This window comes from Pedobacter terrestris (assembly GCF_052343045.1).
Classification (GTDB): Bacteria; Bacteroidota; Bacteroidia; order Sphingobacteriales; family Sphingobacteriaceae; genus Pedobacter.
Window position 1 is genome coordinate 784,819 of the sequence record NZ_CP180264.1, and the last position, 24,695, is coordinate 809,513.

Consider the following 24,695-nt stretch of genomic DNA (forward strand, 5'->3'; position numbering starts at 1 on the left):
ACTTTTATCGGTAAAAGTGCAATTAATTAAAGCCGTAAGAGATTTTGAAACCTTGTTTTATCCGTTTATTGGCATCAAAAGCATAACCATAATCTATCCGGAAATTTAACCGTTTAAACCCGAAATAATATTCGCTGTAATTTCTTTTTTCTGGCGATGATAAATACGCGCCGCCAATAATTTCTTCGAGTTTTAAGTTCCGCAAAAGTGGGATTTTGCTGATAAAGAAAGAACCAAAATTATGTTGGAAATGGGCTTCGAAATATTGCTTCGTGGTACTGAACAGATAAAAATCAAGAAAATGAAAATTGCGTACATCTGCATCAAATATCAAAGATCGGTTTGCTCTGAAATGTTTCCAGTCCGGATAATACAGTTGTTTGGTGTTCAGGAATTTTCCGGCACCAATTAATAATGAGGATTTTCCCATCAGCAGCCAGTGTACATCTTTCTGGAAAATTTCTGCCGAAATGAAATCGTAATTGACGTCAGAGTTGAATACATTCGGGATTCCTTTTTTATAGTTAAATTCTATTCTGGGAAATTTGCTTTCTATATAAAAGCGGCCGTCGGGGCGTGTAATGTATTTCTGAGCAATGGTGTACGCCAGCATTCCAGTCAATACGAAACCAGTATGTTTTGGGAAAAGATAACTCTGATCATCTGTTGGGTTAAATGGATCGTTTGACGTAAACTCATTTGTTTTTCTGAAAGTTTCATAACTGGAGTTTAGCAAAGCTTCGCGCTCTGCGTAATCTGCTGTGATCTTAACTTCAAAACTTGGCGCAAATTCCCTGCTGATTTGCACATTTAAGTACCTTCTTTCATAAAATTTAGAGAAATTTTTGCCAAAAAGTAAAGCATTTAAGCTGTTTCGGAAGAGATTGGTGTTGCGCAGCGGGCTTAAATTGGCCACTTCGCTACCAAAACCTACAGAGATTAATCCGTTCCGAATAGGATCATAAAAATATTTAGCGTTAATGCTTCCATTAAAATGTTTGTTTGAAAAACCATAACGGGCTTCCGGCCTCACAGAATAATATCGTCCATCATCAAAACCCTGCCGTACCGTAACGCCATATTTTAAAGCCACACCTTCTACAGTATTGTAAAAAACGCTGGCCGCCAAAGGATCGTAAGTGATACTTTTTTTATTATAACTCTTGTAGAAAATGTAAGGTGTAATTAGTATTTGCGCCAGATTAAACTTGTTTTTGATATTATCTACTGAGTCGAGATATTTTTTTGACGATTTATATTGACTTACACTGTCCTTTTTAATGTAGTTGATGCTTTCTTCGCGCGTTAAAGGAACCGGCCTGGATTTGGCCCAATACAAAGAATCGCGTTTGTTTGAAGATGCATTGATCTTTAAAATTTCATTAGTGAAAAAGCGTTTGTTGAAAACGGGTTTTACATCGTAGTTTTTATACACGCCAACCACATAGCCAGAAAATTTAAACCCGAAAACTTTTCCTTTAATATCAAACTGAACAGATGAAGGCACATAAACATCATTCACATCTACCAGTTGTTGTTTGATGTTTAATGTATCAATAAATTCTATTCCCGATTTTTTGGTTAGATAAAGATTTACGGAATTTAATCGCCACGTATCGTTTATCACATAAATTTCGCCGGTAAATGCCGGATCATTTTCTCGTTTCGGTGTAACCTGTATTTTGCTGATGATTTGGTTTCCGGATTGGCTGGTACCGATCAATTTAAAACGATAGTAAGAAAAAGCATTGTCCGCAATTGGCGACACAAAACCCCGTACATTTAGTTTATCTTCTAAAACGACATTTTTGTAAAAATTGATGGTAAGATCAGATGCTTTGTTAAAACTGAATCCATTGTCGTTTCCGGCAATTTTTGAGGAAACCATTACCTCTTTAATTTTATTTTCCCTCTGGAAATCGAGTTTGGATTCTGTTTCTGATAAGTAGATTATACCTTGTCCTTTTTCGTCCAGATCCAGTATTTTAGCAACATCTCTACCAAAAAAACGACGCGGAGAAGAGAGCAACTTTTGCATAGCTTTGGTATATACTTCACAGGTAAATGCATCTACCTCGTCCAGATAGTCTTTACGGTTTTCGATCACTTTTCTGATAATCTCATCTGCAGGATCGCTGGATTTTCGCCGGCCAACAGTAACTTCATTCAGCATAAACACCTTAGGCGTTAAACTGAGATTTAAGGTGGTATCTTTGCTCAGGTTTACCGTAACCAGTTTTTCTTCAAAACCAATTGCCGTAAATAATAAATCAGATTTTCCTTTCGGGAGATTAATCCTATAACTGCCCTCTACATTAGAAGACGTACCTTTAGTTGTAGAGTTTACATACAAACTTACAAATGGAATAACATTGTTTTTGCCATCTGTAATTTTGCCCGTAACTGTAAATTGTTGTGCGTAAGTGTTAAATCCCCCCAGAAAAGCCAAAAAAAGCAGCTTTAAAAATATCCTCATTCGTTCGTGTCAAATCGTCGTCATGAAATATAGTAAAAAGTTTCAGTGAACGAAAATAAATTGGCTTTTGCAAATTAAAACGCCACATTTTTAAAAACCATAGCTCATTCTAATGCCTTGTGCAATTTTCTTATTTCCATCGTAAGCAAAGCCATAACCAACTCTGAAAATTAGACGTTGCAAACCAAAGTATACTTCTTTATAATTTTTCTTATCCGGTTGCGTTAAGAAACTTCCGCCCAGATACTCTTCTAACTTGAGCTTTCTTAACAATGGAATTTTATTGGTGAAAAAGCCAGAGAAATTGTGCTCCAGGTGCGCTTCTATATATTGCTTGTTGGTACTGAACTGATAAAAATCCAGAAACTGGAAGCGTTTTAGATTTGGCGGAAAAATTTTGGAAATGTTTCCTTCAAAATGTTTGTAATCCAGGTAATACATTTTGCTGTTATTGAGGAATTTTCCTGCGCCAATCATTGCAGAAGTGTAACCCCACAAACCAAAGCTAAAACGGTCTTGCATCAGCTCAACTTTTACAAAATCGTAATCTACATCACTTCCTAAAATTTTATCAAATCCCTTTTTGTAGAGCAAAGTAACTTTAGGATATTTGGATTCAGTATAAAACTTGCCATCAGGACGCGTAATAAACTCTTGGTGAATGGTATAGGTTACGCTTGCAGTTGCGCTAAGGGAATTGTAAGTTGGGAAAAGTGGTGTCTCTGCATCTGGTGAAAATGGATTGTTGGAGCTGAAAACCCGATTTTTATCGTCGAAAAATTTAAAATCAGAACTGTTGGTTAAATAGGTATTCCGACTGTAATTCAGGCTCAGATTTCCTTGTAAACCGTTTGCCAGTTCGCGAGAAGTTTCCAGATCTACAAATGCTTTTTCATAAAATTTAGAGAAGTTCTTTTCATAAAGCAAAGAGTTTAAAGAATTGCCCAGCAAAGTCATAGAGCCAAGGTTGTTTAAATCAAAAATTCCATTTCCAAAAGCTACGCCAACACTTGCACGTTTTTTCGGATCATAAAGGTATTTACCGGTTAAACTTCCGGTTAATTTTTGATTGGCAAATCCATAGCGCAACTCTGGCCGGATAGAGTAACTCACGTTGTTTTCAAAATCCCGCTTATATGTTAAACCATATTTAAAAGCAAAACCTTCTACTGTGTTGTATAAAATGCCGCCCAAAATGGGATCGAAACTGTAATATTTTTTATTAAAACGATTGTTTACACTATAGCCGCGCAGCAAGAGTTTTCCGATGGTAAATTTATTGTTCTCCTTTTCTAAAGAATCCAGATAGTGCTTAGATTCTTTACGTTTGGCAATACTGTCTTTTCTAACGTAGTTCAGGCGTTCATCTAATGTTAATGGAATTGGGCGGTTATTTTTCCAATAAAGTGAATCTTTTTTGTTCACCATTTCTGTTACGCGCAACAACTCGCCATTAAAAAAACCTTTTTCAAAATTTGGATTGATGTCATAATTGCTGTATACGCCCAAAAAATATCCCGAAAATTTGAAGCCCAATACATTTCCGTTAAACTGAAAATTGATGTTGGTTGGCATATAAGTCTTTTCTACCTCAGTAAATTGTTGGTTAATGTTTAAGGTATCAATAAAATTAATGCCGGCTTGTTTAGTTAAATATACATCTGTATTGTAGAGTCTGTAGCCTTCTTCCATAATATAGATGTTGCCTCTGAAAACCGGATCATTTTCCCTGCGCGGAATCACTTGAATCTTATAAATTGTGGTGCCGTTTTCCTGCGTTTGTCCAATCAGTTTATATCGATAATAGAAAAGTGCGTTATCTGCAATCGGCGATACAAAACCACGCGAACTTAATTTGTTTTCCAATAGCAAATTCTGATAGAAATTGATAATCAGATCTGAAGCTTTGTTAAAGCTGAAAGCATTGTTACGGCCGGCAACTTTAGAAGAAATCATTTCTTCATGAATATCATCCGGTTCCCGGAAATAAAATTTACTTTCAGATTCTGATAAGTAAATAATTCCGTGACGATTGGTGTCCAACTCCAGAACTTTTTGAATATCTCTTCCAAAAAAACGTTTCGGTGCACCATTTAAACGTTGCGCGCCTTTTATATAAACATTGCAACTGTATGCTTTAATTTCATCGAGATGTGTTTTACGCTTTTTGATGGTATTTCTGATAATTTCATATGCCGGGTCTTCTGCATTTGCTCGGATGGTTACATTGCCCAACGTATAACTTTCTGCTTGTAAGGTTACATTTACATTACTGTTGCCTGTAACCTCTATATTCTGATCTTGCTGTTTATATCCAATTGCCCTGAAATTAAGCGTATAACTGCCCTTATCTAGTTTAAAAACGTACTTGCCATCTACGTTAGCGGATGTGCCTTTAGTAGTGTTTTTAATGTAAACCGATACAAACGGAATGGCTTGTCCATCGGTATCTTTAATGGTTCCGTTTACTGTAAACTGTTGCGAAAAAGCAAGGTTAGCGAGTGCGCAGAAAAAGATAAGCGTATAGGTTTTTAACATAGTTTAAGTGGGAAATCTAAAATTATAGATTATTTATCATATACACCTGCAGAGGCACTAAAGTTTTAGCAATCCAAAAAATATTATTCAAAGGCATAAAAAACAATCCATTGTTTTCTACAACGCAATGAAATGGCCTGTAACTTTGCCGCGATTGGCGCCTCCAGACTAGGAGAATATGCATTTTTTTATAACTTTGAATGCCAATATCAACCATAAAAAGACAATGTATAAAACCCTAAAACCTGTACTTCAAAAAGAACTTGAAGAAATAGAGCAAGCCGGATTATTTAAACGCGAACGGATTATCGTAACTCCGCAAGGCGCAGATATTAAAGTGAGTAGTGGCGCAGAAGTAATCAATTTCTGTGCAAATAACTATCTCGGTCTTTCATCGCATCCAAAAGTTATTGAAGCGGCCAAAAAAGCCATTGATGAACACGGTTACGGAATGTCTTCTGTACGCTTTATTTGTGGTACACAAGATGTACACAAAGAACTTGAAGCTAAAATTTCTACCTTTTTAGGTACGGAAGATACCATTTTATATGCCGCTGCATTTGATGCAAATGGCGGTGTTTTTGAGCCTCTATTTAATGCTGAAGATGCCATTATTTCTGACGAATTAAATCATGCATCAATTATTGATGGTGTACGTTTATGCAAAGCACAACGCTTTCGCTATAAAAACAGCGACATGGAAGATCTGGAAAAGCAACTTATTGCTGCTGCAGGTTGCAGGCACCGCATTATCGTAACAGATGGCGCATTCTCTATGGATGGATCTGTTGCTCCTTTAGATAAAATTTGCGATCTGGCTGATAAATATGAAGCATTAGTAATGATTGATGAATCGCATTGCTCTGGTTTTATCGGAAAAACCGGCAGGGGGACACATGAACATTTTAATGTAATTGATCGTGTAGATATTATTACCGGAACTTTAGGCAAAGCTTTAGGTGGTGCATCTGGCGGTTTTACTTCGGGGAAAAAAGAAATTATTGATATGTTGCGCCAACGCTCTCGCCCATATTTATTCTCCAATACATTGGCGCCATCTATTGCTGGTGCATCAATTGCAGTTTTGGATATGCTGAGCGAAACTACTGCCTTGCGGGATAAGTTGGAAAGCAATACCAAATATTTTAGAGAAAAAATGACTGAAGCTGGTTTTGATATTAAACCTGGTTTTCATCCAATCGTGCCGGTAATGTTGTACGATGCTAAAATTGCGCAAGAGTTTGCCGCAAAAATGCTGGATGAAGGCATTTATGTAATCGGTTTCTTTTATCCGGTTGTACCACAAGGCAAAGCACGTATCCGCGTTCAATTGTCTGCCGCGCATGAACAGCATCACCTGGATAAGGCTATTGCTGCTTTTACTAAAGTTGGTCAAGCACTTGGTGTAATTTAATCTGACAAAAAAATATTTTAATCCCGTTCTTTTTTGAATGGGATTTTTTTTGACATGCATTTTTTTTGCGCTTAGTTCATTTTCTTGTAATAATGAATTACAGGTCGTTTTTTGAACCCGATTGACTAAAAAAATACCAAAAAAAAACCGATATTTGAAGCCATGTTACAGGATAAAATAACACAATACACAGAAGAGATCAATGCATTTGTAACAGACAAAGCAGATGAACTTGAACAATTCCGGATCAAATTTTTAGGCACAAAAGGCATTATAAAAGATGTTTTTGATGAGTTTAAAACGGTTTCTGTAGAAGAAAAAAGATCGTTAGGAAAGGTATTGAATGAATTTAAACAACTTGCCGAATCTAGATATCAAACCTTAAAAGACACCACAGAACAAAATGCAGGCAAAGCCGAAAATTTAAGGCTTGATTTAAGTTTGCCTGGCGAAGGCTTTGAAGTTGGCTCGCGCCATCCATTAGCTTTAGTGAGAAGAGAAATTGTAGAAATTTTTGCAAAGCTTGGATTTACTGTTGCCGAAGGCCCTGAAATCGAAGACGATTGGCATAATTTCTCTGCGTTGAATTTTCCGGAAGAACATCCGGCAAGAGATATGCAAGATACTTTCTTTATCAAAAAAGGTGGCGAAAAAGGAGATATCGCTTTGCGTACACATACTTCATCTGTACAGGTCAGAATGATGGAGCAGGGGCAACCGCCGTTTCGGGCAATTATGCCGGGCCGGGTGTATAGAAACGAAGCCATTTCTGCACGTGCACACTGTTTTTTTCACCAGATAGAAGGTTTGTATGTAGATGAAAACGTTTCTTTCGCAGATTTAAAACAGACTTTATTTTATTTCGTTCAGGAATTATATGGCGAAGGAACTAAAGTGCGTTTCCGTCCTTCATATTTCCCCTTTACAGAACCTTCTGCAGAAATGGATATTTCTTGTACCATTTGTAAAGGTGCAGGTTGCCAATTGTGTAAATACAGTGGTTGGGTAGAAATTTTAGGCTGCGGAATGGTAGATCCTAATGTTTTGGAAAACTGTGGTATAGATTCAAAAAAATATAGCGGATTTGCTTTCGGTATGGGAATAGAACGGATTGCGAATTTGAAATATGAAATTAAAGATTTGCGATTGTTCTCTGAAAATGATGTCCGTTTTCTTAAACAATACAAATCTGCATTAATTTAATATGAAGTATTTATACGGTCTTCTGTTGGCAACAATGCTCTTTTCGGGTTGTGGAAAAGGCGATAATTTTGTACCCGATATTGCCGTTAACTTCACCATGCCACTCACAGATCCGCGATTAAGCAGATTAAGCAGTGCCGGCGGCGCAGTAACAATTGATGGTTATGGGATTGCAGGTTTAGTGCTTTACAGGCGAACCGATAATAGTTATGTAGCTTTCGATCGGTGCAGTACTGTAAATCCGGATCAACGTTGTGCGGTAACATTAGACAACCCGACGATTACCGCAACCGATCCTTGTTCTGGAGCGAAATTCTTGCTCGAGGATGGAAGTCCGGTTAAAGCACCCGCAACACGATCGCTAAGACAATATACTGTAACAATTGCAGGAAATAATTTACGAGTAATTAACTAGCAATGGAAGCAGACAAAATTAAGGAAACCGTTAAAAAAGCGGCTAAAGAGCTTTTTAGAAAATATGGTTACCACAAAACAAGTGTTAATGAGATTGCCAAAAAAGCGCGTATTGCCAAGGCAACAATCTATAAGTATTTCGAAAGTAAAGAGCAGGTTTTAGATAGCATTCTGATGGATTATCTGGATCAAAACTTAAATGAAATCCTGCACAACAAAGTAAGCTATTCTTCTGAAGAAGAGTATCTGAAAGCATTGGTGATGAAAACCAGCCGATTGTCTTTTACCGCTTGCAATGAATTTATTGGTTGGGATTTTGTGCGTGAAAATGCCAATTCTCAAGAGTTTCTAAAACACCTTTCAGACCAGTTAGAAGCTTTATTGCTGGCTGCGTATTTGGAACTCGATAACTTTAAAAATAATCCGGCCAGAAGAGAAGGTTTAGCATTTTTGCTTAAAGCAAGTAAAAGTATTGTGTTTTCTTTTGCTTTTACCTCGGTAAGCGATTCTGACGTACGCAAAAATTTTGTAAGTTTTCAGAAAGAGATTTTACCTTTCCTGGTAAAAGCTGCACTTTAAAATATATTAAAATCAAGGAATTATTTTTTGTAATAATCCTTGGTTTTAAATTTTTCTACTGTTCTCTTTATTTTTCCGTCTACAATGGCTTGCGTAATTACGGTAACGTAATCTGTAACGCTTAAATCTTCAATAACCGACGAAACTTCTATCCATTGTAGTTTATCATCCAATTGGAAGTGAATTGTTTTGTGAACGCAACAACCCACTTCTTGTTCCACTGAAAGCTGTTTGTTTGCTTTATCAACCAAAAACATACCCATATAGGTACGCGCCAATTTGGTAAGCTGAGGATCTAAAACAAAATTATCTGCAGATTTATACAGGTATATATCATAAGCTGGACTATTACTTTCACTATTGGTTCCATTGCGCACAGCGATGTCTTCATTACCATCAAAATCAAAGTCGCCAAAAATCATCGGACTTTGATATTTCCCAAGCTCCAGCCAGCCCAGTTTTCCATTCTGCTTTTCATTTAAAGTAAAAATCAGGTTTTCTGAATGGAAACTTTGCACTTCGTGGTTTGTGACTTTATCGTATATGATTATCGTTCCTTTCCCGCTGCAAATGTTTTTGTCGTAATCATTCACAAAAACTTTTGCATCATATTGGTTTGAAGCATTTGGTGCCAAAAATTTATACTGACCAAAAGATGCCGTATACATTACAGATGATAATATGATGATCAGTATTCTTTTCATTTCTATAGTGCAAAAATACTGGATTCATCCAGTTTGAGATGTTAAAAATCGTTAACGTTTCCGCTTCCTGTTTTGAATGTAATCCTGGACCGCAGATTTTGTGGTCAGCCAGTCTTTCCCTTCTTTATATGCGTCTATTTTGCCTTGCCTTGCCAAAAGACTAATGTATTCTTGCCCGTAAGGTATTTCTGGTTCCTGAACAATATTTACAATGGGCTCATAATCTGTATAGTCATTTCCCGGAAGTGCAGCAATGTAAATATTTAACGAACGTTCAAGTGCCTGAATCATTAACAGACAGAGTTTTTTATAGCTGCCTTTGTTGGCCTGGTTTAAAGCCTCGTAATATTTTTTCCTGTCGTTCTTTAAAATAATGGCTGGAGGAAACCCTTTTCTCATAAGTAAAAGATTCATCGCTAAACGCACTGTTCTGCCGTTTCCATCAAAGAAAGGATGAATCCAAACCAGGCGGTGATGAAATACCGTTGCCAAAACAACTTCATTTAAACCTAAAAGATTTTCGTTGGTAAACTGAATCAGATCGTCTAAGAAGTCAGAAACTTTATTGGCATTTGGAGGTGTGAAGTTTGCGCCAACAATTCGTACACCGCCATTACGGATTCTCCCAGCAAAATCATCTTCAATACTGCGAAGTACTAGACCATGCAGCGACAAAATATCTATGCTGCGCAAAGTATAACTTTCATTTACCAGACCATATAAATAATTAATTGCCTTTTCGTGATTGTAGGCTTCGAAATGTTCTCTTAAAGATTTTCCTTTAATGGTTATACCTTCTTGAAGTACGAGCTGGGTTTCCCTTAAACTAAGTGTATTGCCTTCAATACTGTTTGAGTTGTATGTCCATTCGAGTGCTAAGTCGTCTTTTATACGATTTAATGAACTGCTGGGTAATGGACGCGAAGCGGCAATCCGAGCCTTTTTCTCATAAAGCCGGTCTATTTGTGAATCAAATTCTTCAATATCATTAAGGTCGATTTCCCATAACATTCTCAAATATACTAATATCGTTTTGATATTTATAATACCGTACCGATATTAAAAAATTAGACAAAATAATAGAGATCGTTTTTTGATCTCTATTATTTTAATTTATTCCCATTTGAAAACCTTAACAGCTACGGCGTAAATACCAATTCCCCAAAGCAGTAAAATCATAATTTGAAATTTAACATCCCATAAACCCATCCCTTCAAAAGCTACTTTTCGCATCGCATCATTTAGGTAGGTGAGTGGGAGCGCCCGACTAATAGGTTGTAACCAGGTTGGAAAAGCTTCAATAGAAAAAAATGTTCCTGATAAGAGGAATTGTGGTAAGGTAACAATATTAGAAATTGGGGGAACCATACTTTCATTTTTTGCAATACCTGAAATGATAAAGCCAAAGCCCATAAAAACGATAATCCCGATAGTAGCTAAAATTAACATATTCAGCACCGTGAGCGCTCCATGAACCAGCGTGAAATGAAAGAAAAAATGACCCAATAAAATGATAAATAGTGCTCCAATTAATGCAAAGCCTATTCTGGCAATACCTTCGCCAATTACAATGCTTGAGCGCCTTACTGGCGTAGCAAAAAAACGTTTAATAACCAGCGTTTGGCGCAAACTCAAAAACACAAATGCAGTACCGAAAACACCAGTGCTTAGTAAAGAGAAGCCCAATTGTCCGGGTAAAATAAAATCGATAGTTTTATATTGACGGCCTTCTACCGTACTTTCTCTAATTTCCGCAACAGAGGGTTTAAGGGTTTTATCATAAAAAAGGTTGTTTAAAACGGATTTCAGAATGCCGCCTTTATCTCTCGATGCAGAAGTATAAACAACTTTTACAGAATACGCTTGAGAACTGTTTTTCCGTTGGATATCAATCATGGCGTCAACATTGCCTTTCTCAAGCAGTTTAGCAAAATCTTCTGCCGATTTATCTTTTACCAAACGAATCATTCCGGTATTTTCCATTGAGGCTGTAATTGGATTGTTTACATCAGAACCAGGTGTAATACCTACATCTATTCGAGTACCACCGCCGCCAAGAAAACCGAAAACTAAAATGAAGATAAGTGGAAAAGCAAGCGTAAATACAACTGCCGATGGACTACGCATTATAGAGCGAAAGCTTGCTTTAGCTAAAGCAAGAGTAGCTTTTGTGTTGCTGTAACCTCTGTTTTTTTCGGGCGAAGCTGAATTTTTCACTCCTAAATCCCCTAAAGGAGACTTTTCCTTTCTATCGTCCATGCTATTTGATCTATTCGATTTGTATTATATAATATTTTTCAATAATCCTGCTTTACCACTATGCTTATTGCTCCACCTTGAGGGGGCCGGGGTTTATTCCCTCCACTCTTTGCCTGTTAAGTGGATAAAAACATCTTCCAGATTGGCCTTTTTAACTTCCTTTTTTCGCTCGAAACCACTTTCAACGAGATTATCAATTAGTTTATCGGGCGTATCCAGTGCGATAATTTTTCCCCGCTCAACAAAAGCTACCCGATCGCACAATTGTTCGGCCTCGTCCATATAATGCGTGGTTATAACTACTGTAGTTCCATTGTTGCGAATTTCAGTAATCAAATTCCATAAATTACGTCTTGCCTGAGGATCTAAGCCTGTTGTCGGCTCGTCAAGGAAAATAATTTTTGGTTGGTTAATCAAAGTCGTCGCAATAGAAAAACGCTGTTTTTGTCCGCCAGATAAAGCTTTGTATTTTGCTTTTGCTTTATCTTGAAGATTTACCTTCTCCAACATTTCCATTGGTTTGATATTCGCGCCATATAAGCCGGCAAAAAGTTCAATCAGTTCAATCAGGTTTAGGTTTGGATAATAACCTGCAGCCTGCAGCTGAACGCCGATTATCTGCTTAATTTCGTGCGCATTTTTATCAACAGAAAATCCATCTACAACAATTTCTCCAGAGGTTTTATCCCTAAGAGTTTCAATAATTTCCAGTGTAGTGGTTTTACCCGCACCGTTCGGACCAAGTAATCCGAAAATTTCATGTTCAAAAACATCGAAACTTATGCCTTGAACAGCGTTAAAATCTTCGTAATTTTTAACCAGGTTGTTTACGCGGATAATGGCTTTTCTTGTTTCCATGTTGCGAATGTATGAAGCTTAGAATGAATAGAAAATGAATTTACACACGATACCTCGAAAATGTCGGTAAGATGATGTTTTTTATTCTGGAAAGTGATACTAAACAAAATCTGCGAACCAGTAGCAAATTTTACCACTCATCCGCAGATTTGATATCGAGTTAAACGTTCTGTTGAACGGTATGATTTACCAGCTCAGTTTTCCGGTGATTACATCTACGAAATCATCAAAAAGATAACGAGAATCATGCGGGCCCGGAGAAGACTCTGGGTGATATTGTACAGAGAAAGCTTTTTTACCTTTTACACGGATACCTTCAATAGATTGATCATTTAGGTTGATGTGGGTGATTTCTACCTTTTCTGAATTTTTTACTTCGTCCGGAATCACACCAAATCCATGATTCTGAGAGGTTACTTCGCAATGGTTTTTGATGATGTTTTTAACCGGATGGTTTAAACCACGGTGGCCATTAAACATTTTCATTGTACCAATACCATTTGCCTCTGCCAATAGTTGATGCCCCAAACAAATACCGAATAGCGGTTTGTCTGCAGCTAAAATTTCTTTAATGGTTTCTACTGCATAAGGCATTACCGATGGATCGCCAGGGCCGTTAGAAATGAAATAGCCATTTGGATTAAATTTTTCCATTTCTGCAAACGTGGTTTTTGCAGGGAAAACCTGAACATAAATATCGCGGTTTTCAAAGTTGCGCAAAATATTTTTCTTGATGCCTAAATCTAATGCTGCAACTTTTAAAGATGCCTCAGGGTTTCCATAAAAATAAGGTTCTTTAGTGCTTACTTTTGATGAAAGCTCCAAACCTTCCATTGATGGAACATCTGCAAGTTTTTGTTTCAACTCTTCAAGATCAGTAATTTCAGAAGAGATAATGGCATTCATCGCGCCTTTGTCTCTAATGTGTCTTACCAACGCACGGGTATCAATATCCGAAATGGCAACCAGATTATCGTTTTGAAAATAATCCTGAATAGATTCTTTTGCTTCTTTACGGCTGTAAACAATGTTGTAGTTTTTGCAAACCAAACCAGCAATTTTTATTGAATCCGATTCAACCTCGTCTGTGTGGATACCATAATTACCAATATGGGAATTTGTGGTTACCATAATCTGGCCGAAATAACTCGGATCGGTAAAAATCTCTTGGTAACCTGTCATTCCTGTATTGAAACAAATTTCGCCGGTTGTTGTCCCTATTTTTCCGGCAGCTTTTCCGTAAAATACAGTGCCATCGGCAAGTAATAGAATTGCAGGTAACTTGGTGTAGTTAGTCATGATAAATACAATATGGATTTTTATTTAAAAAAGAGTTGAAAAAAGGGTGGCTTTCGGCATTAAAGCCGATTTTGCAGGGTGCAAAAATTGATGAACTAATCCCTTCCATTTCGGGGTACAAAGATAGATTTTTAGATTCGAAAAATAAAGAGAAAAATGAAATAAGAACAAACAGATAGGCGAAACATGAGGAGGCATTAGAAAGGAGAGCAGATTTAGGATAAAAATCTGGAAATGCCGTCAACACAAAGTCTTGTTTCAATTAGGAAATGTTATAAGAAGAAACCTATAATCAGCGTCAATCTGGGAATTTACTTATGACTGTAAAAGTATCAACATGTCTGCAGTTTAGTCTTTCCCCTTTAACCTTATTTCAATAAAAAACGATACTTTTGGAACCACAAAACAATTATAATGTCGGTACATAAAGAAATAAAGCGGGTTACTACGCACATTTTGCAGGCTATGAAGCAACGTGGAGAAAAAATTTCCATGTTAACTGCTTATGATTATTCTATGGCAACTATTCTGGATGATGCCGGTTTAGATGTATTACTGGTTGGAGATTCGGCTTCAAACGTAATGGCTGGCCATGAAACCACTTTGCCAATTACTTTAGATCAAATGATTTATCATGCATCTTCAGTAATCAGAGCTGTAAAACGCGCTTTTGTGGTTGTTGATTTACCTTTTGGATCTTACCAGGGAAATTCTAAAGAAGCGTTAAATTCTGCCATCCGGATTATGAAAGAATCTGGCGCACATGGCGTAAAACTTGAAGGCGGAGAAGAAATTGTAGAATCTGTACAACGCATCATTGCAGCGGGCATTCCGGTAATGGGGCACTTGGGTTTAACTCCTCAATCTATCTATAAATTTGGTACCTACACTGTAAGAGCAAAAGAAGATGCTGAAGCCAATAAATTGAAAACGGATGTGCTTGCTTTGCAGGCCGCAGGTTGTTTTGCTATTGTGCTAGAGAAAATACCTGCAGCATTAGGCAAAGTGGCAACAGAAAGTCTGAGTATTCCAACTATCGGAATTGGCGCAGGTCAGCATTGCGACGGGCAAGTATTGGTGGTAAACGATATGATTGGATTAACTAAAGGATTTAAACCTCGTTTTTTACGCCAGTATGTAAATCTTTACGAAGAAATCTATGGCGCTGCGCAAGCTTATATTCGCGATGTTAAAGCCAATGACTTTCCAAATGAAAAAGAGCAGTATTAATACAGCCATCATCTGGCCGGAAAAACAATATTACAAGACAAAAAAGGCAGATCAGTTATTAATGAATTGATCTGTTCTGTAGAAAATAAATTCACCTTTTGGGGGCGGAGGATATAATGCCAATTACTGATAAAGACGTACTTTTTGAAGACAACCATCTTATAGCTATTAATAAACGGGCCGGAGATATTGTGCAGGTGGATGAAACCGGAGATGAACCTTTGGATGAACAAGTTAAAAAGTACATCGCTAAAAAGTATGAAAAACCAAATGGTGCGTTTCTAGGCGTAGTACACAGATTGGACAGACCGGTAAGTGGCGTAATACTCTTTGCCAAAACCAGTAAGGCTTTAGAACGGATGAATGCGGCTTTCAAAAACCGTGAGGTTAAAAAGACGTACTGGGCAGTTGTTAGAAACAAACCTGAAAAGCATTCTGGTACCCTAGTACACTGGTTGGTGAAAAACCCTCAAAAAAACCTGGTTACACATTACAAAACTGAAGTTACAGGTAGCCAGCGTGCAGAACTTTCCTATCGTTTAATTGGACAAGTTGGAGATTTTTTTCTACTCGAAGTTGATCCGTTAACAGGCAGATCACATCAAATCAGAGTACAGCTTTCTAGTATGGGCTGCCCAATTGTTGGCGACAATAAATATGGTTATCCGCGCGGAAGCAGAAAAGGAAGTATTTGCCTCCACGCAAGAAGACTTCAGTTTTTACATCCTGTAAAAAAAGAACCCGTAAATATTTTTGCTAAACTCCCGGTTGATGGTTTTTGGGAGCGTTTTGAAAATCTTTAAAATAGGCGCTATTTGCAATCTGTTTTTTCAAAAATAAGAGATTTATCAAACCTCAGTTTCGCATAGTTTTTGAAAACAGCTTTGCCTTTTAAGTCTTCAACATCGCCGTAACCTTCTTGTAAGCTGTCGCCTTTTGTAATCCAGGCAACTTCTCTTACAGATGTTGTTCCTTCTGCATTAAAGGTATAATCGGCAAGTAAAGTATCGCCTTTAACAATACCTGCAATTGTACCTGCATTTTTATCTTTCTCAAATAAATTATAATTCAGCACACCCGTAAATTTATCACCATCAAAGTCAATTTTCAGGTTTGCGGTATCTCTGTTTTTAATGTAGCTGTAACACTGCGTTCGGTTAGAAATGCTTTTCATTGAAGTATATGCAGAGTCCAATTGAGTTTTGTCTTTATTTTCACTAGTACAAGCACTTAGCGCAACCATTGCAAGTGAAAGTATGGTTATTGTATTTTTCATAAGTATGTATTTAGTTGTATTTAGCAAAGGCCTTGCCAAAAATCCCTCAGAAACAGGAAAGCCCCGCAATGCGAGGCCAACCAACAATTAAACTTAAACCTTACCATACATAAGTTCCTACCGCACCTTTTGGCAAAGATGTAGAAACTTGTTTTCCATTGTATTTAATGTTAAAAACCGTGTTGTTATTATTTCCATTGCAAACAATAAGAACAAATTTGCCTTCAGGAGTTTTAAAAGCTACATTTTGCAGGTTATTGGTAATGTTTGACGCAATACGTACAGAACCCGGGCGAACGAATTTTGATGCGTGGCCGATGATAAAAAAGGCAACATTCCGATTCACCTTTGGCGCAATAGTAATGGCACCTAAACACGATGTACAGCCACCTTGATCGGTATGCGGACCGTAATTTGAATCTGCCGCCAAATTCCATTCCAATACATTGCGACTCCAGTTTCTCGTAGCGCCAACTATAAGCGTAGACACGTGCCATTTTAAATCTTCTGCAAAGTTACCTGGCCCACCAACCCATTGCTCAGTGAAGTAAACGTTTTTATCCGGATGTGCATCATGAACCTGAGACAAAGCCGAAATATTACCAGCATAAAGATGGAAAGCAGAACCATCAACATATTTTTTTGTGTCAGGATCATTTAAAATGGTTAAAGGGTAATCTGGCCGATCAGCATTATGGTCATAAACAATAATTTTTGTTTCAATGCCCGCTTTTTTAAATGCCGGACCTAAAGCTGTTTTAATAAATACACTCTGATCTGCAGCTTCCATATACATGCTTGGGTTATTACCCGGATGTAAAGGCTCGTTTTGTGGCGTTATCGCATCAATCACAATCCCTTCTTTTTTCATCGCCTGAATATATTTAACCAAATAACTGGCATAAACCTGATAATATTCTGGTTTCAGGCTTCCACCTTTAAAGCTATTATTGGTTTTCATCCAGGTAGGAGCTGTCCACGGAGATCCTAAAAACTTGATTTTAGGGTTTATTGCAACAATCTTTTTTAAGACAGGAATCAGATCCGCCTGTTCTTTTGCTATTGAAAAACGGCTAAGCTTTTCGTCTTTTTCTCCTTCCGGTAAATCATTGTACGTAAACGGTTCTGCACTTAAGTCAGATCCCCCAATTGTAACACGTATATAACTTACACCAATTGCATTTTCTTTAAGGGAAAAAAGTTCATTTAATAACTGATCCTGTTCCGAAACAGGTAAAGCATTAATCAGCGTAGCACTTCCTCCGGTGAGCGTATAACCAAAACCATCAATTGACTGGTATGTGGTTTTTGCATCTATCTCTATTGTAGGAAATGTATTTGGTGCCGGAGAAAAATTCAATGCTACATTTTGTTTGGTAAGCAAAGCCGATTGATCCCCGGTGGTAAGCCAAAAAGCAACTTCACTTGGAGCTGATGCTCCACTATTTTGAGTATGGATTGTTTTTTTACTTGCACAAGCCGATAAAAGCAATGCAGTGCCAAACGTAATTTTATGTATAATTTTCATAGTTAAACTATAATTAAGGACCGATAAAACTGGCCTTCAGGATATTAATTTGTGTAATTAAAATTTATTTTTTGATCTCCAACCTGAATTTTAAATTCACCATTTTCAGTTGTTTTTTTTCCATCGAGGTTAACTACAGAAAGATCTTCGGCTTTAAGCATAAAATTTAAGGTTTGGGTTTCGCCAGGTTTAAGTGAAATCTTGTCAAATCGACGTAAACGCTTTACATCTGGCGTGATAATGCTTGCTACCAAATCTGAAGTGTACACAAGTACAGATTCTTTTCCCGCTATTTTTCCTGTGTTGGTAACGTCAATAGATATTTTTAAAGTCTCACCGTTTTTCAACGTATTGCTGTTCAGTTTTAAGTTGCTGTATTTGAATGTGGTGTAACTCATTCCATGTCCGAAAACATATTGCGGATTGTAATCCGAATCGTAATTGTAAACACCTTCTACGGTTTCACGGGCTTCTGATGGTTTATGGTAATATGTGAATAAAGCATTTGGAAACTGCGGATAGGTGTAAGGCAATTTTCCTGATGGATTTTCATCTCCAAACAAGATTTCAACCAAGGCATCTGCTCCATAATTTCCCGGAAGATAAGTCTGCACAACAGCAGTCATCTTTTTCTCAAATTTGCTGATAATTCTTGGGCGTCCTTCATTTAGTATCAGAACAACAGGTTTACCTGTGGCGGCAATTCTTTTCGCAAGTTCTGTTTGGTTGTCCGATATGTAAAGGTCGCTCAGGTTACCCGGAGATTCGGTATACGTATTTTCGCCCAAACATAAGATCACAACATCTGCATTTTTAGCTGCAGCAATTGTTTCTTCGAGTTTATCTTCAAAATCTTCGAAATATTTTCCATCCATCTTATAGCTTACTCCAGGTACAAAAGTCACATTCGAAACTCCGTTTTTCTTTTGAAGGGCTTCAACAATTGTATTATAATCTTTAGCAAATTCCTCTACCTTTTCGCCTTGCCAGCTATACGTCCACGCTCCATTTAGCGTACGCATTGAATTGGCGTTCGGGCCAGTCACCAGCAATTTCATTCCTTTTTTTAAGGGAAGTATATTATTGTCGTTTTTCAATAAAGTAATGGATTCCAGAGCGGCACGATAAGCTGCATTTTGAAATTCTTTTCCGCCAAATTTTGGATAGTCTTTTGGATTTGTTGTTGGTTTTTCAAATAAACCGAGTGCAAATTTGACTGATAATATTCTTTTCACCGCATCATCAATACGCTCTTGTTTCACTTTGCCTTCTTTTACCAGTGCCACAAGATTATCGCAGAACACCTCATAATTATAGGCGATCATGCTCATATCTATTCCGGCATTAATGGCAATCATAATAGCTTCCTTGTCATCTTTTGCAATATGGTCTCTTTTGAAAAGATTTTCAATATCTCCCCAATCCGTAACTACCAAACCTTTAAAACCCAATTCTTCTTTAAGCAGTTTGGTAATGATGTTGTAATTTGAATGCACAGGAACGCCATTAATAATTCCTGAATTAATCATCACTGTATGTGCACCGGCTTCTACCGCAGCTTTAAAAGGTGGCAAATGATATTCGCGGAGCGCCTGGTCAGAGATGAAAGCGGGCGTTCTGTCTTTACCCGTAGTGGGAACCTGGTAACCCAAAAAATGTTTTAGTGAGGTTGCAACCTTATATGGGTTTGAAACTTTATTATTATCGCCTTCTGCGCCTTTTACAGCCTGTACCCCGAGTTCCGTAATCAGATATGGATCTTCTCCGAAACTTTCCCACTGCCGCGGAAAACGCGGGTCTGCACCTAAATCAAGAATGGGCGAAAAATTCCATGGAATAGAACTTGCGCGTGTTTCATACGCTGTAATGGAAGCACCCTCTTTTACCAGTGCTCGGTTAAATGTTGCAGCCTGGCCAATTTGCTGCGGAAACATGGTTGCGCCTGCAGTGTACGTTGCTCCATGAACTTCATCCACACCATAAATAACAGGAATTTTGTTTTTTCCTTGCTTGATGGCTACATTCTGAATGTCGCTTATAATTTTATACCAGACCTGGGGAGTTCTTGCACGGTTGTTTGAAGTGTTTAATACAGAACCCACATGGTATTTGATCAATGCTTTCTGCATTTCTGCCTGGTCAAGTGTGAAAGGCTCGTCGCTTTCGAAACGGTTTTTCCCTTTACCAATTACATCCAGTGTTATTTGCGCCATTTGACCAACTTTTTCTTCCAGGGTCATCTTAGATAGAAGGGCATCAATTTTGGCTTGGTTTTGCGCTTGTGCGCTTAAAATTCCGGCCACAGCGAGAAGCGTCACGAACGGTTTTTTGAGTTGCATAAAAAAAAGGTATAAAACAAAGGCGACAAGCGCCGCCTTTGTTTTGGATGAATATTAACGAATGTTCGGGTTTCGATCCAATTCTGTCTGCGGAATTGGGAAAAGTAGCTTTGCAGCCGTAACATTATAGTTTAATGGAGCGCCACTTCCATTTGTCTGCGCATTCATAACTGCAATAGCTCTGTTGGTTCTCAGTAAATCAAACCACCTGTGCCCTTCAAAAGCGAGTTCTAAACGGCGCTCATTTTCAATTGCAAGTCTCATCGTGGCCTGGCTGGTTGCAGTGGTTGAACCCAGGTTTACGCGGTTTCGGATTTGATTAACCAAAGGTGCTGATGCAGACCATCCGGAAGCACTCAATTCATTTAGTGCTTCTGCTTTCAACAAAATAATATCAGCCAACCGAATAATATAAGAATTTGTTAAGTCGTCATTTCTGTATTTATTGATATAAGGAAAACTTGATTTTGGCCAGTAATCATCTGACCAGCCTTCAGTACTTGCATTCTTAAATGTAACACTTGAATTTTTACGGATTAAATCACCTTGTGCATCGTAAGCTGCAACAAGATCATTGCTTGGCGTACAAAAACGTTTCCAGCCTGTTCCTACAATTACACTTGGCATCCAGTTTCCACGTCCGGTAGGGCCGCCATAACCGTCATATTGCATTTCCCAGATCGATTCGCTGTTGTTTTTGTGATTGCCATCAAACAATTGATCGAATGAACCCAAAAGACTATATCCGCCAGAAATTGTCGCATCTGCATATTGCTGCACTTTTGCCCAATCTGGTGTAGGTTTGGAAGCGTAAACTTTAGCGAGCAAAGCATTCACAATTCCCTTAGTAATTAATCCTTTATTCGGAGCAGAAGTTCTCACATTTGCCAGCGCAAATTCAAGATCTTTGATTATCTGTGCATAAACCTCATCAACAGATGAACGCGGTTTCTGCATTTCTTCAAGCGTTGTTGGCGATTTGAGTACCAAAGGAACGCCACCCCATAAACGTACCAGATGGAAATAAAAGTACGCGCGCATTGCGGAAGCTTCGCCTAAAATCTGGTTTCTTCTTCCGTTTGCATCTAAGGCTGCGTCTTGGATATTTGGTACATTTTCCAATACCTCATTGGCATTTTTAATATTTGAATATAATCCGCTCCAGTCTCTGCTCACATTACTGTTTGTAGAATTTGTAGTGAACAAATCGATCTGAATGTTTGCCGGATTGTCTCCGCCTGCATAAGCATTATCTGCAGTTACATCTCCGTTAATCATATAATCCCAGATATGATAATCGTTGTACATGCCACCGTAAGTACCTGCAAGTAATTTTTCGGCTCCAGCTGCTGTAGTAAAAGCAACATCGCTTGTAACCTGATTAAAAGGTTGTTTATCCAGAAAATCCTTTTTACATCCGGTTTGTAAAGTAATGGCCATTGCGGCCACCGCTGCGAGTGTGTATATCTTTAATTTCATCTTTGTTTTTCTTAAAATCCAACATTAACACCGAATAATAAACTTCTTGATTGTGGATAGGTTCCATAATCTACACCCATAGACGGGCCATTTGCCGAGTTTACATTTACTTCAGGATCTAAACCCGAATATTTGGTGAAGGTTAATAAATTGTAGCCGGTTGCGAAGATTGTTAATTTGCTCATTCTTAATTTTTCAAGTGCTGAAGACCCGAAACTGTAAGATAATGTTGCCGTTTTTAAGCGTAAATAAGATGCATTTTCTACAAAACGGCTTGATGTTAATGAGTTTTCAGAACTGCTTCTCAATGCCTTTGGTACACTCGTAATCTGACCAGGAGTGGTCCATCTGTCTAGAACTGCTGCAGACTGATTTTTAGAGTCGAACATACCTTCAAGGTCGATTCTTGATGCATTAAACAATTGGCTCCCTTGAACACCCTGGAAAAAGATATTTAATCCCCAGTTTCCGTAAGTCAGGTTGTTGGTTACTCCGTAAATGAATTTTGGTTGTGCCGAACCGATAAATGTACGATCGCCAGGATCTGCAGAACCAGTAACTCCATTTCCGTTAATGTCTGCATATTGTGCAGCGCCGGTTTGTGGATTTACGCCTGTAAAAACATATCCGTAAAAACTTCCCAATGGCTGGCCGGTTACAATTCTTACAGCAGCATCACGTTCGTAAATTGTCGCGAAATCCAGCGACTGGGTGGTGCTGCCCAAATCTGTTACTTTATTTCTATTTAAAGAGAAGTTCATATCTGTACTCCATTTGAATTTCTCATGATCGAAGTTTTTTGTCGACAATACAAATTCCAAACCTTTATTTTCCATGGCGCCAACATTGTAAGCCTGACTTCCAAAACCTGAAGAAGGTGGAAGCTGAACGTTAATCAACAAGTCGTTGGTTTTTTTCAGGTACGCATCGGCAGTAAATGTGATTCTGCTGTTGAACATACTTAAATCTATACCAATATTTGTTTGCGTTGTTTTTTCCCATGAAAGGTCGTTGTTTGCTGGGTTCTGAAGATTATATTCGCCCTGCGCATTTACGCTATAGAGCTTCATATACGCGTAATCTCCAATTCCTTCATCATTACCAACTTTACCCCAGCTTCCGCGAAGTTTTAAATCATTGATGACTTTGCTGTCTTTCATGAAGTTTTCACCCGAAATTCTCCAGCCTGCAGAGAAGGAAGGGAAGTATCCGAAGCGATTTGATTCTGCAAAACGGGATGATCCGTCGGCTCTGAAGTTCGAACTGAAGAGGTATTTACTGTCGTACGCATAAGTAATTCTTGCCAGATAAGATTGCTTGGTCCATTGCGCGCGCTGCGGAATGGTTAATGCAACTGAAGGAGAAATGGCATTACCGGAAGTGTCGTAAAACCGGGTTAGTTCATTGTTGTTATACTGGTAATCTGAAGATTGGATGGTGTATCCGCCTGTTGCAGTGAAAGCATTTTTACCCACATTTTTTGTGTAATTCAAGATGTTTTCATTTAACCAAACACGGTCTAGTGTGGTATTATCGCGGTAAACGCCACGTTCCTGACGTCCGTAAGTAGTTAAGAAATTGTCAGTAAAATAACGATAGAAATTGCGGTTTGCGTTGGTACTGATTGTAGATTTCAGGTAAAGATCTTTTGTGAAGTTCAACTGTGCACCGAATGCACCAATAAATCTAAAGTTCCTGTTTTTATTGTTAGAGCCAAATGCTAACGCAAGTGGATTATCCCAACCGCCCGCGTTAGGGATTGTTGTATATTGTCCGTTTGGTTCGAAAATTCCTATCGTTGGCGGTGTTGTTAATGCACCAAGAATTACACCTCCGCGAGAAACACTGCTGTTGTCGCCAACGTCGATAGAATTGCTGGAAGTCAAAACAGCATTTCCGGTAATTTTTAACCAAGGTGTTATGTTTTGAGATCCATTAAAATTCGTTGTTAAACGGTCTAGTTTTGCAGGCGCAACTACACCTTTGTCTTGCTGATAACCTGTAGAGAAATAGTACTGACCACCTTTCACACCACCAGATAAAGAAACCTGATATTGATTTTGCGTTCCTGTACCAAAAGTTTCCTTCTGCCAGTCGGTATTGTTGTTCCCTCCAAAAGTAGTGTAACCCAACTCCCGCATCAGAGCTACGTATTGCTCGCTATTAAGCACGTCTTGTGTCTGCCAGAAATTTGAGAAGCCAGTAAATGCATTAAATCCTACTTTAAGTTTGCCGGCAGAACCTTTTTTTGTCGTGATCAAAACAACACCATTTGCACCGCTTGATCCATAAATGGCGGCTGCTGAAGCATCTTTCAAAATAGTCATCGATTCAATATCATTCGCATTCAGAAAGCTTGCATCGCGGGAGGTTACGCCGTCAATTACGTATAACGGGCTATTAGAAGCCGTGATGGACGTATTTCCCCTGATACTAATAGAAACCCCAGAGCCTGGCTTACCAGATTGTGAACTTACCTGAACACCTGCAGCACGGCCTTGTACGGCTTGCAGCGGATTGGTGATCGGTTGGTTTTCCAAATCTTTCGAAGAAACAGAAACCACCGCAGTTGTCAAATCTTTTTTGGTCGTGGTTCCATAACCGATAACGACAACTTCATTGAGTTGCTGATTGTCATCTGATAAGGTAATATTTATTGTTGTTCTGTTATTCACCGGCTCTTCCAAAGATTTGAAGCCAATGAAAGAAAATTCTAAAATCGCATCTTTTGCCGCGTTGATGGTGAAAGTACCGTTGTCTGAAGTGGAGGCGCCTTGGTTAGTTCCTTTTACTTTTACAGAAACGCCTGGAAGGGATAATCCTTGCTGGTCTTTTACCTGTCCCTTTATGGTTATATTCTGTGCCATACCCAAAGAGATACAGCCAAGAATACACGCCATAAGCAATGTAAACTTTTTTCTCATAATTTTTGCTCTGTTAAATAATATGGTGTAAAGTTAACACCGAATTAACCTTATTTACAAGTTTTTTACGCAAAAAATTAAACGTAAATCATTGATAAGCAGGTGTTTGTGTTGTTTTCGATACGCTTGAATACCGTAGTCTTATTCAGGGTTTTACTGTTGATAATCAGCGATT

General features: G+C 38.2%; 18 protein-coding genes. 6 read left to right on the top strand and 12 right to left on the bottom strand.

Annotated elements, in window-relative coordinates; genetic code table 11:
* Positions 1–22: 22 nt before the first annotated feature.
* Positions 23–2,476, bottom strand: coding sequence for a DUF5686 and carboxypeptidase regulatory-like domain-containing protein (locus ACJVDH_RS03415; protein ID WP_443946172.1), 2,454 nt, complete (start codon positions 2,474–2,476; stop codon positions 23–25).
* A gap of 90 nt (positions 2,477–2,566) precedes the next feature.
* A complete protein-coding gene (locus tag ACJVDH_RS03420) occupies positions 2,567–5,014 on the bottom strand; it encodes a DUF5686 and carboxypeptidase regulatory-like domain-containing protein (protein ID WP_443946173.1) in 2,448 nt (815 codons plus the stop codon).
* Between the two features lie 226 nt (positions 5,015–5,240).
* On the opposite strand from ACJVDH_RS03420, the gene kbl reads away from it, so the two are divergent.
* The 4 genes from kbl (at position 5,241) to ACJVDH_RS03440 (ending at position 8,624) form a co-directional block, all read left to right on the top strand.
* Entirely contained in the window at positions 5,241–6,428 is a 1,188-nt protein-coding gene (kbl, locus tag ACJVDH_RS03425) for a glycine C-acetyltransferase (protein ID WP_443946174.1), read from the top strand.
* Between the two features lie 162 nt (positions 6,429–6,590).
* Positions 6,591–7,631, top strand: coding sequence for a phenylalanine--tRNA ligase subunit alpha (gene pheS, locus ACJVDH_RS03430; RefSeq protein WP_443946175.1), 1,041 nt, complete (start codon positions 6,591–6,593; stop codon positions 7,629–7,631).
* 1 nt (position 7,632) lies between these two features.
* Positions 7,633–8,046, top strand: a complete 414-nt coding sequence (locus ACJVDH_RS03435) for a hypothetical protein (RefSeq protein ID WP_443946176.1) — start codon at positions 7,633–7,635, stop codon at positions 8,044–8,046.
* A gap of 2 nt (positions 8,047–8,048) precedes the next feature.
* Positions 8,049–8,624, top strand: coding sequence for a TetR/AcrR family transcriptional regulator (locus ACJVDH_RS03440; RefSeq protein ID WP_443946177.1), 576 nt, complete (start codon positions 8,049–8,051; stop codon positions 8,622–8,624).
* Between the two features lie 20 nt (positions 8,625–8,644).
* On the opposite strand, the gene ACJVDH_RS03445 is transcribed toward ACJVDH_RS03440, so the two are convergent.
* From ACJVDH_RS03445 to carA, 5 genes are all read right to left on the bottom strand, one after another.
* Complete coding sequence (locus ACJVDH_RS03445) at positions 8,645–9,328, bottom strand: XAC2610-related protein (protein ID WP_443946178.1); 684 nt, start codon at positions 9,326–9,328, stop codon at positions 8,645–8,647.
* A gap of 51 nt (positions 9,329–9,379) precedes the next feature.
* On the bottom strand, positions 9,380–10,339 hold the full coding sequence (locus tag ACJVDH_RS03450) for a Fic family protein (protein ID WP_443946179.1): 960 nt from the start codon (positions 10,337–10,339) through the stop codon (positions 9,380–9,382).
* Positions 10,340–10,441: 102 nt separating this feature from the next.
* The gene (locus ACJVDH_RS03455; protein ID WP_443946180.1) at positions 10,442–11,587 is read right to left on the bottom strand and encodes an ABC transporter permease; all 1,146 of its coding nucleotides are present in this window, start codon (positions 11,585–11,587) and stop codon (positions 10,442–10,444) included.
* Positions 11,588–11,680: 93 nt separating this feature from the next.
* Positions 11,681–12,445, bottom strand: coding sequence for an ABC transporter ATP-binding protein (locus ACJVDH_RS03460; RefSeq protein ID WP_443946181.1), 765 nt, complete (start codon positions 12,443–12,445; stop codon positions 11,681–11,683).
* Positions 12,446–12,631: 186 nt separating this feature from the next.
* Positions 12,632–13,744 carry a glutamine-hydrolyzing carbamoyl-phosphate synthase small subunit gene (gene carA, locus ACJVDH_RS03465; RefSeq protein ID WP_443946182.1) on the bottom strand — a complete coding sequence of 371 codons (1,113 nt, stop codon included), beginning with the start codon at positions 13,742–13,744 and terminating at the stop codon, positions 12,632–12,634.
* 414 nt (positions 13,745–14,158) lie between these two features.
* On the opposite strand from carA, the gene panB reads away from it, so the two are divergent.
* Together panB and ACJVDH_RS03475 are read left to right on the top strand one after the other, a co-directional pair.
* On the top strand, positions 14,159–14,974 hold the full coding sequence (gene panB / locus ACJVDH_RS03470; RefSeq protein ID WP_443946183.1) for a 3-methyl-2-oxobutanoate hydroxymethyltransferase: 816 nt from the start codon (positions 14,159–14,161) through the stop codon (positions 14,972–14,974).
* Positions 14,975–15,090: 116 nt separating this feature from the next.
* Positions 15,091–15,777, top strand: coding sequence for an RluA family pseudouridine synthase (locus ACJVDH_RS03475; protein WP_443946184.1), 687 nt, complete (start codon positions 15,091–15,093; stop codon positions 15,775–15,777).
* An 8-nt stretch (positions 15,778–15,785) separates the two neighbouring features.
* Here ACJVDH_RS03475 and ACJVDH_RS03480 read toward each other — a convergent pair whose 3' ends face one another.
* The 5 genes from ACJVDH_RS03480 to ACJVDH_RS03500 form a co-directional block, all read right to left on the bottom strand.
* Positions 15,786–16,250, bottom strand: a complete 465-nt coding sequence (locus ACJVDH_RS03480; protein ID WP_443946185.1) for a hypothetical protein — start codon at positions 16,248–16,250, stop codon at positions 15,786–15,788.
* Between the two features lie 100 nt (positions 16,251–16,350).
* Positions 16,351–17,778 carry a glycoside hydrolase family 30 protein gene (locus ACJVDH_RS03485; protein WP_443946186.1) on the bottom strand — a complete coding sequence of 476 codons (1,428 nt, stop codon included), beginning with the start codon at positions 17,776–17,778 and terminating at the stop codon, positions 16,351–16,353.
* A gap of 44 nt (positions 17,779–17,822) precedes the next feature.
* Entirely contained in the window at positions 17,823–20,117 is a 2,295-nt protein-coding gene (locus tag ACJVDH_RS03490) for a glycoside hydrolase family 3 N-terminal domain-containing protein (RefSeq protein ID WP_443946187.1), read from the bottom strand.
* A 54-nt stretch (positions 20,118–20,171) separates the two neighbouring features.
* Entirely contained in the window at positions 20,172–21,596 is a 1,425-nt protein-coding gene (locus ACJVDH_RS03495) for a RagB/SusD family nutrient uptake outer membrane protein (protein ID WP_443946188.1), read from the bottom strand.
* 11 nt (positions 21,597–21,607) lie between these two features.
* Positions 21,608–24,520, bottom strand: a complete 2,913-nt coding sequence (locus tag ACJVDH_RS03500; RefSeq protein WP_443946189.1) for a SusC/RagA family TonB-linked outer membrane protein — start codon at positions 24,518–24,520, stop codon at positions 21,608–21,610.
* Between the last annotated feature and the right edge of the window lie 175 nt (positions 24,521–24,695).

Excerpts from the sequence above, each read along its gene's own strand:
- ACJVDH_RS03420 (WP_443946173.1), bottom strand. The coding sequence starts at position 5,014 with ATGTTAAAAACCTATACGCTTATCTTTTTCTGCGCACTCGCTAACCTT.
- ACJVDH_RS03450 (WP_443946179.1), bottom strand. The coding sequence starts at position 10,339 with ATGTTATGGGAAATCGACCTTAATGATATTGAAGAATTTGATTCACAA.
- ACJVDH_RS03455 (WP_443946180.1), bottom strand. The coding sequence starts at position 11,587 with ATGGACGATAGAAAGGAAAAGTCTCCTTTAGGGGATTTAGGAGTGAAA.
- panB (WP_443946183.1), top strand. The coding sequence starts at position 14,159 with ATGTCGGTACATAAAGAAATAAAGCGGGTTACTACGCACATTTTGCAG.
- ACJVDH_RS03475 (WP_443946184.1), top strand. The coding sequence starts at position 15,091 with ATGCCAATTACTGATAAAGACGTACTTTTTGAAGACAACCATCTTATA.
- kbl (WP_443946174.1), top strand. The coding sequence starts at position 5,241 with ATGTATAAAACCCTAAAACCTGTACTTCAAAAAGAACTTGAAGAAATA.
- pheS (WP_443946175.1), top strand. The coding sequence starts at position 6,591 with ATGTTACAGGATAAAATAACACAATACACAGAAGAGATCAATGCATTT.
- ACJVDH_RS03490 (WP_443946187.1), bottom strand. The coding sequence starts at position 20,117 with ATGCAACTCAAAAAACCGTTCGTGACGCTTCTCGCTGTGGCCGGAATT.
- ACJVDH_RS03415 (WP_443946172.1), bottom strand. The coding sequence starts at position 2,476 with ATGAGGATATTTTTAAAGCTGCTTTTTTTGGCTTTTCTGGGGGGATTT.
- ACJVDH_RS03500 (WP_443946189.1), bottom strand. The coding sequence starts at position 24,520 with ATGAGAAAAAAGTTTACATTGCTTATGGCGTGTATTCTTGGCTGTATC.
- ACJVDH_RS03460 (WP_443946181.1), bottom strand. The coding sequence starts at position 12,445 with ATGGAAACAAGAAAAGCCATTATCCGCGTAAACAACCTGGTTAAAAAT.
- ACJVDH_RS03440 (WP_443946177.1), top strand. The coding sequence starts at position 8,049 with ATGGAAGCAGACAAAATTAAGGAAACCGTTAAAAAAGCGGCTAAAGAG.
- ACJVDH_RS03480 (WP_443946185.1), bottom strand. The coding sequence starts at position 16,250 with ATGAAAAATACAATAACCATACTTTCACTTGCAATGGTTGCGCTAAGT.
- ACJVDH_RS03485 (WP_443946186.1), bottom strand. The coding sequence starts at position 17,778 with ATGAAAATTATACATAAAATTACGTTTGGCACTGCATTGCTTTTATCG.
- ACJVDH_RS03445 (WP_443946178.1), bottom strand. The coding sequence starts at position 9,328 with ATGAAAAGAATACTGATCATCATATTATCATCTGTAATGTATACGGCA.
- ACJVDH_RS03435 (WP_443946176.1), top strand. The coding sequence starts at position 7,633 with ATGAAGTATTTATACGGTCTTCTGTTGGCAACAATGCTCTTTTCGGGT.
- carA (WP_443946182.1), bottom strand. The coding sequence starts at position 13,744 with ATGACTAACTACACCAAGTTACCTGCAATTCTATTACTTGCCGATGGC.
- ACJVDH_RS03495 (WP_443946188.1), bottom strand. The coding sequence starts at position 21,596 with ATGAAATTAAAGATATACACACTCGCAGCGGTGGCCGCAATGGCCATT.